Annotated in this window: 16 protein-coding genes; 7 read left to right on the top strand and 9 right to left on the bottom strand. The window is 39.5% G+C overall.

Annotation, left to right across the window (positions count from 1 at the left end; translation table 11 throughout):
* Nucleotides 1–200: 200 nt before the first annotated feature.
* From HUN01_RS35785 to HUN01_RS31800, 3 genes are all read right to left on the bottom strand, one after another.
* Nucleotides 201–398, bottom strand: a complete 198-nt coding sequence (locus HUN01_RS35785) for a PIN domain-containing protein (RefSeq protein WP_238845793.1) — start codon at nt 396–398, stop codon at nt 201–203.
* Between the two features lie 169 nt (nt 399–567).
* Nucleotides 568–813, bottom strand: a complete 246-nt coding sequence (locus tag HUN01_RS31805) for a hypothetical protein (RefSeq protein ID WP_338044515.1) — start codon at nt 811–813, stop codon at nt 568–570.
* A gap of 305 nt (nt 814–1118) precedes the next feature.
* The gene (locus HUN01_RS31800; protein ID WP_094352741.1) at nt 1119–1328 is read right to left on the bottom strand and encodes a hypothetical protein; all 210 of its coding nucleotides are present in this window, start codon (nt 1326–1328) and stop codon (nt 1119–1121) included.
* A 367-nt stretch (nt 1329–1695) separates the two neighbouring features.
* Between HUN01_RS31800 and HUN01_RS31795 the strand changes: the two genes are divergently transcribed.
* Nucleotides 1696–2745 (top strand): adenosine deaminase, encoded by a 1050-nt coding sequence (locus HUN01_RS31795; RefSeq protein ID WP_181929507.1) that lies wholly within the window; start codon nt 1696–1698, stop codon nt 2743–2745.
* Nucleotides 2746–3144: 399 nt separating this feature from the next.
* The gene (gene mutL / locus HUN01_RS31790; protein ID WP_181929506.1) at nt 3145–4884 is read left to right on the top strand and encodes a DNA mismatch repair endonuclease MutL; all 1740 of its coding nucleotides are present in this window, start codon (nt 3145–3147) and stop codon (nt 4882–4884) included.
* Between the two features lie 116 nt (nt 4885–5000).
* On the opposite strand, the gene HUN01_RS31785 is transcribed toward mutL, so the two are convergent.
* On the bottom strand, nt 5001–5618 hold the full coding sequence (locus HUN01_RS31785; protein WP_181929505.1) for a hypothetical protein: 618 nt from the start codon (nt 5616–5618) through the stop codon (nt 5001–5003).
* A gap of 156 nt (nt 5619–5774) precedes the next feature.
* On the opposite strand from HUN01_RS31785, the gene HUN01_RS31780 reads away from it, so the two are divergent.
* A complete protein-coding gene (locus tag HUN01_RS31780) occupies nt 5775–6530 on the top strand; it encodes a TspO/MBR family protein (protein WP_181929504.1) in 756 nt (251 codons plus the stop codon).
* Between the two features lie 144 nt (nt 6531–6674).
* Here HUN01_RS31780 and HUN01_RS31775 read toward each other — a convergent pair whose 3' ends face one another.
* Together HUN01_RS31775 and HUN01_RS31770 are read right to left on the bottom strand one after the other, a co-directional pair.
* Nucleotides 6675–8927: an FdhF/YdeP family oxidoreductase gene (locus tag HUN01_RS31775; protein ID WP_181929503.1), complete on the bottom strand. Its 2253-nt coding sequence runs from the start codon at nt 8925–8927 to the stop codon at nt 6675–6677.
* Between the two features lie 101 nt (nt 8928–9028).
* Nucleotides 9029–9193 carry a hypothetical protein gene (locus HUN01_RS31770; protein ID WP_181929502.1) on the bottom strand — a complete coding sequence of 55 codons (165 nt, stop codon included), beginning with the start codon at nt 9191–9193 and terminating at the stop codon, nt 9029–9031.
* Nucleotides 9194–9485: 292 nt separating this feature from the next.
* Here HUN01_RS31770 and HUN01_RS31765 point away from each other — a divergent pair, with 292 nt between their 5' ends.
* A complete protein-coding gene (locus HUN01_RS31765) occupies nt 9486–11087 on the top strand; it encodes a B12-binding domain-containing radical SAM protein (protein WP_181929501.1) in 1602 nt (533 codons plus the stop codon).
* Nucleotides 11088–11402: 315 nt separating this feature from the next.
* Nucleotides 11403–12509, top strand: a complete 1107-nt coding sequence (locus HUN01_RS31760; RefSeq protein ID WP_181929500.1) for an IS630 family transposase — start codon at nt 11403–11405, stop codon at nt 12507–12509.
* A 170-nt stretch (nt 12510–12679) separates the two neighbouring features.
* Here HUN01_RS31760 and HUN01_RS31755 read toward each other — a convergent pair whose 3' ends face one another.
* From HUN01_RS31755 to HUN01_RS31745, 3 genes are all read right to left on the bottom strand, one after another.
* A complete protein-coding gene (locus tag HUN01_RS31755; protein ID WP_181929499.1) occupies nt 12680–12817 on the bottom strand; it encodes a hypothetical protein in 138 nt (45 codons plus the stop codon).
* A 290-nt stretch (nt 12818–13107) separates the two neighbouring features.
* On the bottom strand, nt 13108–14088 hold the full coding sequence (locus tag HUN01_RS31750; protein ID WP_181929498.1) for an aldo/keto reductase: 981 nt from the start codon (nt 14086–14088) through the stop codon (nt 13108–13110).
* 147 nt (nt 14089–14235) lie between these two features.
* Entirely contained in the window at nt 14236–14493 is a 258-nt protein-coding gene (locus tag HUN01_RS31745) for a type II toxin-antitoxin system Phd/YefM family antitoxin (RefSeq protein WP_181929497.1), read from the bottom strand.
* A 220-nt stretch (nt 14494–14713) separates the two neighbouring features.
* On the opposite strand from HUN01_RS31745, the gene HUN01_RS31740 reads away from it, so the two are divergent.
* Both HUN01_RS31740 and HUN01_RS31735 read left to right on the top strand, forming a co-directional pair.
* Nucleotides 14714–14944 carry an addiction module protein gene (locus tag HUN01_RS31740; protein WP_181929496.1) on the top strand — a complete coding sequence of 77 codons (231 nt, stop codon included), beginning with the start codon at nt 14714–14716 and terminating at the stop codon, nt 14942–14944.
* Nucleotides 14941–15246: a type II toxin-antitoxin system RelE/ParE family toxin gene (locus tag HUN01_RS31735; RefSeq protein WP_181929495.1), complete on the top strand. Its 306-nt coding sequence runs from the start codon at nt 14941–14943 to the stop codon at nt 15244–15246. The genes HUN01_RS31740 and HUN01_RS31735 overlap by 4 nt, the downstream gene beginning before the upstream one ends.
* Nucleotides 15247–15278: the final 32 nt, after the last annotated feature.

Raw genomic sequence — 15278 nt, 5'->3', positions numbered from 1 at the left:
CAATTAGGGTTGACATAAGGACTCAGAAGACTTTTAGCCTGCACTATGCCTAAATGTTAGCAGTGTGTAGGCATAGCTGATCGTAGACATCGTTTTTAGATCGAAAAAGATAGCCAAAGCTTTCTTTTGCTTATCGCTTGAGCATTGCGGCGATTAAGCTACAGAATTTTTGTTTGACTTTTTTACTTATTGTGTAGGGACTACCACTTAATTACTGTTAAAATTGTTACCTTCGCAAACTCTTGATCGGCAGTCACCAAACTTGCTGAATTTTGGATCGCCATTGCTGCAATAATTGTATCTGGTAGTTTCAACCGATATTGCTGGCGAATTTCAATGATTTTCTTAATCAAAACAGCATCACTCGCCACTAAATTGACAACCTCAACTCGTTGCAAAAACTGCTCAAAAAGCTGAATATCCTCTTAACTCAGCCCAGAAAACGCGAGAAATTCAATTTTGCTAATAACTGAAACTCCAATCCAATCAGCACCTTGAAGTAATTGAATAAGTTGAGAATTTCCTTGGAGCAGAGCTACTATCGCATTCGTATCCAATACGTAGCGATTACCACTCATCGCGTAGATTCCTCTGCATAGCTACCGCATCTCCCCGCCAAGTTAATCGCCCCACCAAATCAGAAAAATCATAACTAGGTTGCTTTTCCTCTGACGAAACTGGATTCAAAACAACTACAATGTCCACTTCAACCGCCGCTAATTGCGTTGGAATATTAAGATTTAAATATCCTGATTCATCGATTTTAGTTGTAAGTTTTAAAACTTCCATTGCCAAATAATTAGTAAACCTCATCTTATTCTAAATTTTGTAGAGCGAATATTGCTCAATCAGATCCCCAGAACCCCGACTTTTCAAAAAAGTCGGGGTTCTTGTACCTCACAATAACAAGAGTTCGACGGAACTAAAAAATGGCAGGAGCAAGATCAACTCCCCTCTCCTCCCAGGAGAGTCTTTTCATCCTCTATCTAAAGCACAAAATACGCAACAACGTTGCTGTTTATCCGGGGTTTTCAACCTACCCTTTAACAAAAGTTTTGTCCAGCTTGAGGCTGGACAATAGTTAGAAATATTTTTGAGATGGAATATTTACTTGATTTTTAACTTACCAAATCAACTAAGGCGTTGCTTTGAAAGCGGACTATAGATGAAACTGAGCATCCGCGATAATTCTCAGAGGTGAAAACTGATAGTGTGATATTAGCTTGACCGGGATCTAAAATGCGCTTTACCTTGCAGGTTTGCATTTTGTTGTTGCAGTAAGCAATAATGCGATCGCCAGCCTTTACTTCTAACGCTTGAATTTTCAATTAATACCAACCTTGCCAGGAGTTTGCTTAGTTAAAGGAAAAATATATTGCTATATTTTACTTGCTCAACAATAGCAATGTTGTTTTAGTGTAACACAAAAATTAATTAAGGGTATTGATCGTATCAATTTAATCTTGATAGTGTCAAGTTTATTCATGCTCAAAACAGTATTAAATGCTGGATTTTCAGAAAATAAGGAAAAAATATCGACCTTCAGGCAGCATTTAGGTGAGAGCCTCTATTGAAAAATCCAGATAGTGGTAAACCTCTGCTCGAACTTCTTTGGAGCTAAATTTTTTCGAGTACAGATTTTTTATTTCTATGTTTTTGTTACAATTATTGAAATTTTTACCCAAAAATACCACTATGGCTTTATATGCTGAATTACATAGACATCTGGGCGGCTCCGTCGTACCACGAGTTTTATGGCGATATTTCGAGCGACATTCTTCAGAGTTGATTTCCCGCTTTGCTGACTATTCAGACTTTGAAGATTTTTATACTCGCCCACGCAACACCTTGGATGAGTATCTAGAATTACACACCTTGGTAGAAAGTGTGCAAACTGTGGATACTTTGCCTTACTTTATCTATCGCTTGGTGCGGGGTGCTTACATTTTTGAAAATTTGGCTTATTTGGAACTGCGTTACACTCCCTATCTACGAACACCTGAGCATCTGAATCAATCCGAAAGAATTGACAAGATGACAGAGATTGTGCAGGTAGTAGGACTTGCCAGCCACCAGCCAGAACATCCGATTGTTACTAGCCAAATTCTCTGTATGCACACACGTCTACCTTATGAGGTGAACAAGGCGATTGTTGATTTAGCGGCGCAAAATAAACAGTATGTTTGTGCAGTAGATGTAGCGGGGGGTGATAGCTATTACGCCGATCGCTTAGAAGAATGGATTAGCTTATACGATTATGCGCGATCGCTGGGTGTTAACACAACGGGACATCTATATGAAACCACCGCAGGTTGTTATCCAGAACTATTACCCTATTTAATGCGAATTGGTCACGGCATCCAAATTCCCCTACTGTATCCAGAGTTACTTAATGATGTGGCTAAACGCGGGCAATGTTTAGAGGTTTGTCCGACAACTTACCTGAAAACAGGTACTTTGCAGGATATACGTCAACTCAAATTAGTTTTTGACCGTTGTTTTGATGCTGGGGTTGATATAGCTATTTGTACTGATAATGCTGGATTGCACAATGTGCGTCTACCGTTTGAGTACGAAAATCTCTTGACTTACGACATTATTAGTTTTGAACAACTACAAGCTTGTCAAGATGCAGCTTTCCGTCATGCTTTTGCTTGGCCCTACAGTCAACGTCCCGCATCCCTGTTGAACGGTTTACTGAAACCTGAACCACCTAAAGTTTTGGCTATGAGAGATACTAATTAACAATCACCTAGAAATATTCATAAATTAAGGCGATTTAATGTTAATTAATGTTGCAATCACTGATTTTTTCTGATGCTGTAGAGAAAGTTGTAATGCACAATAGATATCTTACAAAAATCAATGTTTTAGAAAAAAACCACAAATAAACACAGATAATTCATCATGTTTATCAAGAAAGGCAGAGGGCAGAAGGCAGGAGTTTCAGTTGGAATACTGTTTTCTGCTCTTTGCCCGTGACAATCATCGAACTTGCGGTTTAAGACAAGAACACCAAATTTTCTTGTTTTGTGGCCCCAATTAAGTACGGTGTTGAATCCCCTACAAAACATTGAACCTTCTGCCTTCTGCCTCCTGCCTTCTTCAACTCCCTGTGCCCCTAGAAGCTATAAACTATAATTTATGGCATCTACTATTCAAGCTCTACCAACAGAAGTCGTATATCTCATTACAGCTGGTGAGGTAATCGACTCTTTAGCTTCTGTGGTGCGGGAATTGGCAGAAAATTCCCTAGACGCAGGTGCAACGCGAATTGTGGTTTCTCTATGGCCGCAACAATGGCGAATTCGTGTTGCAGATAATGGTTGTGGAATGAATCTAGATGATTTGCAACAAGCAGCGACAGCCCACAGCACTAGTAAAATTCGCTCTAGTGCCGATTTGTGGAAAATTAACAGTTTAGGGTTTCGTGGTGAGGCGTTGCATAGTTTGACGACTCTGGCAGATTTGGAAATTTTGAGTCGTCCTGTGGGTGGAAAATTAGGATGGCGGATAGTTTACGGTGACGCCGGGGAAGTTGTGGAAGTTGAAGTAACAGCGATCGCACCTGGTACAGTGGTTACAGTTTCCAATCTTTTTGGTAATTGCTCATCTCGTCGTCAGGGATTACCCATAGCAGCACAGCAAATAAAAGCTGTGCAAGCCGCAATTCAACAAATTGCTATGTGTCATCCCCACGTCACCTGGCAGATTTGGCAAAATGACCGTCAATGGTTCACCATTTGTCCCGCCGCCACAACTGGGCAACTTCTACCGCAGATTTTACCCCAAGTGCGACAAGGTGACTTGCAAGAACTAAAACTCGAAATACCCAACCCTCCCAACTCGCCACTCCCAACTCCCCACTCCTCACTCCCCACTCCTCACTCAGCACTCAGCACTCAGCACTCAACACTAAATTTAGTGGTAGGATTACCCGATCGCACTCATCGTCATCGTCCAGATTGGGTACGTGTAGCCATCAACGGCAGGATGGTGAAGACACCAGAACTAGAGCAAACGATATTATCAGCATTTCACAGAACATTACCACGCGATCGCTATCCAATTTGTTTCTTACATCTTGCCATTTCTCCCGATCAAATTAACTGGAATCGCAATCCAGCAAAAACAGAAATTTACCTCAACGAAATCATTTATTGGCAACAGCAAATTACCCAAGCAATTAACCAAGCACTCAGCATCTCTTCTAGCAATCTTAAAGAAGCTGTTCACACAACACGAGTTAGTAAATTACTCAAAGCCGCAGAAGCCAAAGGTGGTTACAATTTCAATTCTCAAAATCCCAACCCTTCTACAGACGCGATTAATCGCGTCTCTCCTAACTCCTTAAAAGCTGTCGCTCAAGTTAGCAACACCTATATTGTGGCGGAACATTCAGGTGGTATGTGGTTAGTAGAACAGCATATTGCCCATGAGCGAGTTTTATATGAGCAATTGTGTGATAATTGGCAACTTGTTCCCGTTGAACCGTCAATCATTCTTTATCAATTATCACCAGCGCAAGTATCACAACTGCAACGCATCGGTTTAGAAATAGAACCCTTTGGCGAACAACTTTGGGCAGTTCGTAACATCCCCGCCCCTTTGCAGCAACGAGATGACTGTGCAGAAGCAATTTTAGAACTTAGTTGGGGAGGCGACTTACAAACAGCCCAAGTAGCCGTCGCCTGTCGCAGTGCCATTCGTAACGGTACACCAATGAATCAACAAGAAATGCAGACACTTTTAGATAATTGGCAACGCACTCGCAACCCCCGCACCTGTCCCCACGGACGCCCAATTTATCTATCCTTAGAAGAATCAGCTTTAGCTCGGTTTTTCCGGCGTAATTGGGTAGTTGGTAAAAGTCATGGAATTTGAGGTTAATCAGTTGTTGCTGTAGTCAATCCCAACTTTTTATCTAAAAAATCTTCTTCTAATACCAATTCTCTATGAAGATGCACAACTAGGATGAGGAAACTTAAGGTGTTTGACTACTAACTACAATAAGTCAGACTGCTTAATCCAGGAGTATTTATTAAGTCACTATTGGCTATCCAACCATTACCGGATAACTCTCCAGGGAAACTTCTGGCAAGGTCGATTTCTACCCAAATGTAATTTTCAGCTTTGTATGACTTAACTACATTACCTGTAAGCAAGTTCACAAACACTATTGTATTTGGAGAAAGTGTTGCAATATAGGCTCCTTTGGTACTTGGTTGGAGACGTAGAGTTTGAGGTTGTACAAGTTGCCGGCATTCACTGCCAATAGTAGGTTTACTCGACAGGTTTTGAGCGTTGTTATTCGTCTGACAAAATTTCAGCACAGCGGTTTGAATAAACCCTGAAGTCGGAGATTGAATTCTGACAAATCTATCTCCACTAGCTGGTATATATGCCAAAGCAATCTTTGTTGTTGCCGACAATATTCTGATAGCGTTGGATGATGTTGAAGGTTCTTTAAAAATTGGAGTATCTACTTTAGTTGCACGACAACTCGATTGTGAAGAATTGGAGGGAGTCTGTGTGATTTGAGCAAATACAGGTACACTCAGAGCGAACGTAGCAATCTTTACTAGAGTAAAAATATACAATAACTTCTGAAATTCCACGTTTTTTCCTCAATATCACTTAAGAAAGACTGTACATTAGATTCGCAACTTATAAACTCTGATATTAAAAGATACTATAAAAATTATTTTGAACCATTAGACTATCATATAATGACTTATTACTACTAATTACAAGCTACGTACAATCTCTTAATTATGAATAAATCAAATAATAGTGGAATAGTTGAACAATTTGTAAATGCAGTGATGGGGGTAAAAACTCTTAATCAACAACAGTTTCCAAATACATCAATAGTTAATACACAAGAACTAGATGTTAGAGCAGTTTTAGTTTATACACTAGGGACTGTCCTACAAATAGTAGTCATGGTTCTTGTGTTGCTGGGAATGGAAAAAATAGTAATGTTGATTGATAGCAATTCTTCTTTTCCCAATTGGTTTAGCACTTTCTTAACCGGATTATTTTTTGCTCTATTAAGTATCCGTTCACGAATTTTTTCTCTTTTAGATAATACCCGTTCTCGTCAGACTTATGACCAGGTAATCAGACCAAGATGGTCTCCTCCACCTTTAGTATTTCCCATAGTTTGGATGATAATTGCCGTTTTACGGGTAATTTCTTCTGTATTGGTTTGGCAGCAAATGAATCACCAATTTTTAGTGCTGCCTTTAATTTTGTTTGTGGTGCATCTGGCTTTGGGGGATACTTGGAATACGATTTTTACTGTAGAACGGAGATTAGGTGCTGCTGTTCCTGTGGTTATTTTAGGCCCTTGGTTATCTGCTTTAGTGGTGACGGCAATTTATTGGCAAACTAATCCTGTAGCGGGAATGACTTTATCATTTTCTTGTGTATGGCTAACTGTAGCTGCTGTATTGGTATTTAGAATTTGGCAATTAAATGGATCTGAGCCATTGTATCCTTTAAAACTAACACCTGTGGAAAAATAAATACTCAAAATTCACTTTCACATGAAAGCAAGCAAAAATATCACTTGATTTTTGAGTACTACATTCAACATACATAAAAAACGGTAGATTGCTAATTGCTCTACCGTTTTTTAAATTCTTAAATCTAAGACTTAATGGGAAAAGTCAGAGCGGGGATCTATAAACACAAATCGGAACTCTTTTATAAGCAGGTGTGCCACTTTGTGGATCAATTTTTGCTTGAAATAAAATATTAGCTTCAGGATAAAACATAAAAGCTACACCTTCAAGGATTGCGCCACAAATAATTTCAATATTGTCTAATTCTCCCCTATCCCCTTTCACTTTTATTCGCTGATGTTCATGGAATCCCGCTTTTTTGACATCTAGAGAATTCATTAAAATACAGTGACGATGGGGCATTCCTCGATATTTATCTTCATTGCGATAAACTACAGTATTATGTTGACCATAGCTGCGTCCTGTCCCTAAAATTAACACAATTCCTGGCTGATTTTGTGTCACACCAAATGTTTCTTTAGAAGGTAGCGATAATTGTGGTAAAGGTGTGACAAACATCTGTGCTTTGCCATCAGATGTAGGAAATTTAGGTTCATCTACAATCCGCCCTTCAATGATAAATTCCTGTTTTTCTTGGTCAATTGTGCCAATTTTTTTATAGCCAGGAATAGTTTTAGCAATTAATTTTCTTACATAAACTGTATCTTGGAGTTTACGCCAGTCTATTGGTATTTTCCCATGTAACCGATGGGCAATTTCTGTAATTAATTCTATTTCTGAAATTAGATCAGCATCAGGTGGTTGTAAATGACTTTTACCTTCGTTATTTAACCGTACAAAGTTATTACCTGATTCAGTTGTTGTTTTATGAGGATTTTCAAAGCGATTGAAGACAGGTAGTATTAAAGTTTGCTTTTTGGCTAATCCGTGAAAGTGTCCTAAGTTCGGTTTAGTAGATACATAAAAAATGGTTTCTATTTGCGATAATGCTTGTTTTGCTTGCTGTAAATCTGGATTAGCTGCATATAAATTTCCCCCTAAACAAAATAGCGTATCTATTTTTCCTAATTCTGCCGCTGTTATTAAGTCACGGGTATGATAACCAGGAGTTTCATTTAGAGGTTTTCCTAATAGTTCAGATAGTGCTTGTTTGATTTCTTCCCGCAAGTTTGTAGTGACACCCATTGAACCAAATCCTTGCACATTGGAATGTCCTCGAATAGGCATTGTTCCAGCACCGATTTTACCAGCGTTCCCTGTAATTAATGCTGTATTAGCAATACTAAAAACATTATCTACACCGTTAGCATGTTGAGTGATCCCCATTGCCCAGGCAAAAACTACACGTGCTGATTTACCAATTATATAAGCTGTCGCTGTGATTTCTTCTTGGGATAAACCACAGGTCTTAGTGATATCATCCCACGATGTATTATTAGCATAATCTAGAACTTTTTGCCAATCGTGTGCATAAGATTTAAGATATTCTGTTTTAATCAAGTTCTGTTCAATTAGAGATTTTTGTAAACCTACAAATAATGCGACATCACTACCAGGAGTTGGTTGTAAATATAAAGAAGATATATCTGAACCTCCTGTGAGTAAAGATTTGATGGGAAATGCAGGAGATGCAAATTTAACTAAACCTATTTCAATTTGAGGATTAATAATAATTATTTTACCGCTTCTTTCCCGCAATTTTATCAATTCGTTCATCAATCGGGGATGATTTGCAGGTGCGTTGGAACCAATTAAAACGATACAATCACTATGTTCCAGGCTCTCTAAACTGACCATTGATGTACCTGAACCGAAAACTTTTTTTAACCCCACTGTTGAGGGTGCGTGACACAAATCTGAACAGTCTGCTAAATTATTACTACCTAGCGATCGCACGAATAATTGTAGTAAATAGGCAGCTTCATTAGATGAACGTCCAGAACTATAACTAGCAATTCGTGCTGGTGGTAAATTAAAGGCTTGTGTAGCGATGTCATAAACTTCTTCCCAGCTTATACGTTGATAATAGGATGAACCTGATCTGAGAATGAGAGGATAACTTAATCTACCCAAGCGATCGCATTCTTGAGAAGTCAGTTTTTGTAACTCACTGATGCTATTTTCTGAGAAAAAATCTTGTTTAATTCCTGGTTGCAATTCCGCAGCGATCGCTTCTACACTTTTAGCACAGCGTTGTAAATATTCTCCCGCTTCATTAACAAACCCCCCCTTTTGTCCACCCGTACCCCAAGCACAGGATAAACACGCACTTTTATGATTGAGAGTTTGCCATAATTGTAATCCTTGTGGTGAGAGAGTTTTTTCTGCCCAATATTGAATCACAGGTAAACCACCCCCAACAGGGTAGCTAGAATTGGTTTGAGGGAAGTTATCCATACTTAGCTACATCTCTGCTCGTTTAACTAACTATTATTATTACAAAGAAGGCAGGAGGCAGGAGGAAAGAAGTAGAGGATTGGAGAGACGTATTATCTATGTTATGGACATCTGCGATCGCCATAAATAAAGACGGGTTGCAGCCCGTCTAAATAGCTTGAAAGTGCAAATACACCTTGTATAGTATTGAAAATAACACAGTTAATTTCCTCAAAATTGCCAATTTGCCAAGTCTTGAAGGAGGCAGGATACAAGAATCGTCCCACAAGTCCTGTTATTTCCGGCGAAATCCTTTACCAGACTCAGTGCTGAGTGCTGAGTCAGAAGGAGAGTACTCAGTACTTTCGCTCTTGGGTTTTCGTCTCGCATATTGTGGACGGAATCTTTCTAGTCTGAAAACAGTAATAATCGCCCTGATAAGATATTGCTTTGTCTAAATAAGTCATAGTAGAGATTATAGCTACTGGATACAGAAGCTCCTCTAATGAGTTCTCACGACTGGTTTAGTTTTATATGAACTAAACCAGTAACAAAAATCAAGGTTTATAAGCATCAGATATGAATGTTTTACTTCTATACCCCCGTTTTCCAAAAAGTTTTTGGTCTTTTGAAAAGACTCTGGCTTTATTAGACCGTAAAGCAATGCTACCGCCTTTAGGCTTAGTGACTGTAGCGGCGATTTTACCCCAGGAATGGAATTTCAAGCTAGTAGATCGTAATGTCCGCGTCTGTACAGAGGCAGAATGGGCTTGGGCAGATTTGGTTATTATGTCGGCGATGATTGTGCAAAAAGAGGATTTGCTCTCTCAAATATTGGAAGCAAAGCAGAGAGGTAAACAAGTCGCTGTGGGTGGGCCCTTCCCGACGGCGCTACCAAATGAAATGACATCTGCCGGAGCAGACTACTTGATATTAGACGAAGGGGAAATCACCCTACCTTTATTTGTAGCAGCGATCGCACGGGGCGATCGCACAGGTATCTTTCGCTCTGGCGGTGAAAAACCAGATGTCACCAATACTCCAACTCCTCGCTTTGACTTGCTAGAGTTTGAAGCATACGCGGAGATGTCAGTGCAATTTTCGCGTGGATGTCCCTTTCAGTGTGAATTCTGCGACATTATTGTGTTGTATGGTCGCAAACCCCGCACTAAAAACCCAGGACAAATATTAGCAGAACTTGATTACCTCTATCAACTGGGTTGGCGGCGCAGTATTTTTATGGTGGATGACAACTTCATCGGTAATAAGCGGAATGTCAAATTATTTTTGAAGTCCCTTTTGCCGTGGATGGTAGAACATAACTATCCCTTTTCCTTTGCCACAGAGGCTTCAGTTGATTTAGCCCAAGATCAAGAACTGATGGACTTGATGGTAGCGTGTAATTTTGGAGCAGTTTTTCTGGGAATTGAAACCCCCGACGAAGAAAGTCTCACTTTCACTCAGAAATACCAGAATACGCGAGACTCACTCAGTGAGGCGGTGAATAAGATTACCCGCTCAGGGCTGCGAGTCATGGCAGGTTTTATTATTGGGTTTGATGGCGAAAAGGCAGGTGCAGGCGCACGAATTGTCAAATTTGTCGAGCAGACAGCAATTCCCACAGCCTTGTTTAGTATGTTGCAAGCACTTCCAGATACAGCCCTCTGGCATAGATTAGAAAAGGAAGGACGACTCCGCAATAAATCTGCAAACATCAACCAAACCACGTTGATGAATTTTGTCCCAACTCGACCGTTAGAAGACATCGCTCGTGAATATGTGCAGGCTTTCTGTGATTTGTATGAGCCAGAACGGTTTTTAGAGCGTACATATAAACACTTCCGTCTTTTGGGCGAAGCAACCTACCCAAAAAAGGGCAAAGGTGCCAAAAAACCATTGAACTGGAAAGTACTCCGAGCGTTGCTGGTGATTTGTTGGCGTCAAGGTCTACTTCGTCAGACGCGCTGGCAATTCTGGCGCAACTTGTGGAACATGTATCAGCATAATCGAGGTGGGGTGAGTAGCTATTTAGCTGTTTGTGCCCAAATTGAGCATTTCTTGGAATATCGCCAAATTGTTCGGGATGAAATTGAGGCTCAAGTAGCTGAATTTCTGGAAGCAGAAGCTAGGGTAAAACCGGAAGCAGAAGTGATGGAAGTGTTAGGAAGCGTCAAAAAATAACTCATATAGCAGTTTTTAAAATTCCACACAGTCGTAACACACCCTACTGGCGTGGCAAAGCTAAAGTCGTGCATTAGGAAAAAAGCAGAAAACATTGATTTATCTCAATTTTCTCAAAAATCTATTGAAACATTTTAGGCTTGCCACGCCCCTACTTAATATTTACTTTATAAATAGGCTCTTATATTTTCTAAATTTCATATTCAAGTAATTAATTCACTTCTCAATAACGAGCTAATCAGTTTGATTAATAAGCTGTTACGCAGCTAGATTGTATAATATTAGATTAAGTAATTAATTTAGTATCAGCCATCTATGCCAGCAAAAAATCATCTTTCCCAAGAGCAGAAGGAAAGGCTACTAAAAACGCTAAAAGAGCATGAAAATCCCTACGTAAGAGAAAAGATTCTGATTTTATTATTAATGAATGATGGAAAAACTTATCAAGAGATTAGTAAGTTTTTAGATATTGCATATCCAACAGTAGCATATTGGGCAGTTCACGGCGATCCAGATAACCTAGAAAGTTTTTTAGATGGAAGAAGAGAAGGGAACTTCCGCAAAGTTACCAAAGAATATGAGGATTTATTATTAGAAATAATTGAAAAAGAGCCACTAGAGTATGGGTATGAATTTGGTCGTTGGACAGCAGCAAGACTAGCTACATACCTCGAAAAGATAACAGGAATTAAGTTAAGTGGTTCACAAGTTGGGAGAATATTAGAGCGAAAAAAGTACGTTTACCTTTGGGCAAAATACAGCCTAGAGGACAAACAGAATCCTGAAATGCGTAAGGCATTTAAAGAAAAATTGTCAGAATACTTAAGAATAACAAAGGAAGCCCCAGAGCGTTTACAGGTATGGTTTTGGGATGAGAGTGGATTTAGTTTAAGAGTGATAAGAAGAAAAAACTGGGGTAAGAAAGGTACAAGGAAACAAATCACAGGTCAAAGAAGAAGAGGAAGAGTAAATATTATGGGAGGGTTACGTTATCACGACAAGAAGAGAATGAATTTTGTGATTAAAAAAGGAAATGCCGATGTATTTTATGAGCAGCTTCAATCTTTGAATAATTTTCTATTGCAAGAATGGATAGAGCAAGGAAATAGAATTGAGACTTTCAATAAATGTTCTGCGAAAATAGTGATTATCTTAGATAATGCCAGCTTCCATAAAAGAAAAGATATTTTAGTTCGTATCAAGGCAGAAATGCCAAATATTATCCTGGAATTTCTACCACCTTATAGTCCAGATTATAATTTGATTGAATTGGTTTGGCATTCAGCAAAAGAATATATAGCTCATAGATTGTTCGAGTCAGTATCACAGCTAGAAGAGTTGTTAAATAAATTGTTAAATGAAGGAGGTCTTATTATTAAATGGGAACGCAAAATTAAAAATAAAGGTAATGCTGTTTATTAAATTTAGCTGCGTAACAGCTTAGCTCTCAGCTAATATAAAAAAAAGTCCGCTTTCGCGGACTGTGGACATTGGATAAGGTTAAGTTGTCACCAAGAGTGTCTACAAGATGTTAGACTCAATATTCATTCTTTCTTAGTCAACGTTAAAAATCAAGTTCCACACACTAAATATTAGGACATAACTCCTTTATTTAAGTCTTTTTTAGATGTTAAACCTCGTCTACCTTGAGAACCGTAGTTTTGTAGGTTGGGTGCAGCGATAGCGTAACCCAACATAAAATTTGGTGGTAATGTTGGGTTGCGTTTCACTCCACCCAACCTACATAAATATATCTTTTAAAAACTCTAGGTTTCAACATAGATGAGGTTTATCTAAAAATAAATTCTACCAGGTTTAATTCCGTAGCTAGTCGATAAAAAAGCTATTTTTAACAAAAAAATTGAAGAAAAACGCTGTAATTTCAGCTAAAAATAGTAATTTATATCACTAATAACTCAGACATAATTCAGAGATTTATGTCGGAATTTATGGAAAATCCCAGTATTTTTATTCTCGGATTTAAACCAGGTTGATATTTCAACTGAGAAATATTGAGATTTTACTTAGTTTGAAAGATATTTTGTACCATTTTTTTGTCGGCATTTGCCGCTGCACTATCCAACTCTGCAATCTCACTGGCGTCTAATTGCCAACCCAACGCACCAAGATTCTCCCTCGCTTGTTCGACGCTCTTGGCTCCAGGGATGGGAATGGTTCCTTTAGAGATGCACCAATTAATTGCTACCTGTGACATGGTTTTGTTTCTAGACTGTGCCACCTCTCGCAAACATCCCAACAGCGATCGCATTCCTGGTAATATCTGCCTAAATAACAGACCTCTGATGCCTTTGGGCAAAGGGCCTTGCTCAGAGTATTTTCCTGTCAGTATTCCCAAAGCTAGAGGGCTGTAGGCAATCAATTTAATTCCGAACTCATCACAAAGGTCTTTGAGCTTGAGTTGAGTCACAGGATATGTAGATAACAGAGAGTATTGAACTTGCAGAGTTGCAATCGGAACGCCTCGTTCAGCAAACTTTTTCTGCACTTTCTTAAGCCGTTTGGGCCCATAATTGGATAGTCCCACTCCCTTGACCAGTCCTTGCTCATATACATCGGCAAGACCATCTAACAGCCCTTCCTCTTGCCAAGGGGCATAATTCGCTGTAGACCAGTGCATCTGTACCAAATCGACATTTCTTCCCAGGCGTTGAGCAGATGACTTACAAGCCCTTACCATTGATTGGCGTGTCCATCTCCACGGGTAAGCAGCAAGCTTAGTAGCAATACAAATATTTTCTTTGTCTGATCCTACATATTCACGGTTGAATCGTCCCAGGAGTAACTCACTGCGACCATTCAATCTCCCAGTTCCATAGGAATCACCTGTATCAAATAAAGTTACACCGTTGCTTACACAAAGGTTAAAGACAGCTTGCAACTGGTCATCCATACTTTCGTCATATCCCCAAAGCAGTTGATTGCCCCAGGCCCAAGTCCCGCAGCCCATACTTGGGAGGAAGAGTTTTTGGAGAGTCTGCATCTTTGCTCTCTGTAGATTGCCTTATTAATTATCAGGCATTAACGCGCGAGTAGTTTGAAAAGGGCGACTAGAAGTCGCGGCTACACAGACAAAACCCGCCTGCGCGGGTTAAAAACCAAAGGAATGCCTGAGTATCGAGCAAAAACTTCATGGCATGTAGTCGTGAAAGTCTTCCAAGTGCGTTTCGTCTTCAGACACGATGGTTAGGGTTCCGATCGCACTACCGGGCTGGCGAGGCTTGCGGGGTGGTTGGAGTTCGCCAATCAGTCTGGCGACAGTGCGTAGACGCGCAGCGGCTTGTCGTGAGACATCACCAGAAAAAATCTGTACTTCTTCACCGGGTTGCAGACTTGCAATCAGTTCGGGTAAACGAAGTTGAGCTTCTGTTAATGGAATCCGTATCATTAGTTTTGTGCTTCTATGCGTTAGCAGTTTGCGGAGCGTCTCCGAGAGAAGGCTTTGGCAGAGCGATCGCTCTTGCTTAATTTTACAGATATCTATAAGATTTTTTGATCGTCTGTTGTAAGGTTATTTGGGTTTTTGGGTGCGATCGCAATTTACCTGTAAAGCAGTTACGATCATATAGTTGAGCCTATAATTAGAATTCTTAAGGAGACTCCAAAGCATGAGTGAAACTGCCGAAAAACTTAAACTCGAACTTTCTCAGCTTTCTACAGAAGAACGTGCTGAAATTGCCTACTTTTTAATTCATTCTCTAGATGAGGGTATAGATGATAATCTAGAAACTGCTTGGGATACGGAATTAACTCAACGGTTGGAAGATATTAGTCGCAAAACAGCTATTGGAGAACCATCATCTCAAGTTTTTTCTGAGTTACGAGAAAAGTATTCGTGAAGTTTATTGTTATTCACACCGAAGCTCGAAAGGAGCTTGACACTGCAATAGCTTACTATGAAGCTCAAAAAGTAGGCTTGGGACTAGATTTACTGTCTGAATTGGAAAAAGTTATTCTTAAAATTCAGCAAAACCCCAATTTAGGAACCCCACACAAGATTGAAGGAATACGTCGTTATACTATTCAACGTTTTCCCTATCTGATTTTTTATACGGTGCTTGAAGAAGTAATTTGGGTTATTGCTATCGCGCATGGTAAGCGCAAACCGAATTACTGGAAAGAAAGAAATATTGAAATTTAATAAAAAAAGACTCAAAGAAATGACAGATCCAG

This window comes from Nostoc edaphicum CCNP1411 (genome assembly GCF_014023275.1).
Lineage (GTDB): Bacteria > Cyanobacteriota > Cyanobacteriia > Cyanobacteriales > Nostocaceae > Nostoc > Nostoc edaphicum_A.
The sequence above is the reverse complement of the archived record's forward strand: the minus strand, read 5'-3'. Positions and strand labels throughout refer to the sequence as shown.